At 46.9% G+C, this 209-nt stretch carries 1 pseudogene; it reads right to left on the bottom strand.

The features are described from left to right. A pseudogene (locus V6256_RS16195) lies at positions 1–209 on the bottom strand (cobalamin biosynthesis protein CbiG); the annotation flags it as partial.

The following is a 209-nucleotide window of genomic DNA, read 5'->3' as shown; positions in this document are numbered from 1 at the left end:
TGTAAAACTGCCTCAGGGCAATGGCGCTCACAGCACATACCAACAACATATTTAGGTTTTAAGTAGCTATTAGCTGTGTTTAACACTAATTGATTTTGTAACAACTGGGTGACTTGTCTAGCCAACTCGTTGGCACCGCCTTCGTGCCCAGATAGCAGGGGGTTCACAAACTGCCCTTGCTCATCAAAAACCAACACCGCAGGGTCGCT

It is taken from the genome of Psychromonas aquatilis (assembly GCF_038155185.1).
Taxonomy (GTDB): Bacteria; Pseudomonadota; Gammaproteobacteria; order Enterobacterales; family Psychromonadaceae; genus Psychromonas; species Psychromonas aquatilis.
The sequence above is the reverse complement of the archived record's forward strand: the minus strand, read 5'-3'. Positions and strand labels throughout refer to the sequence as shown.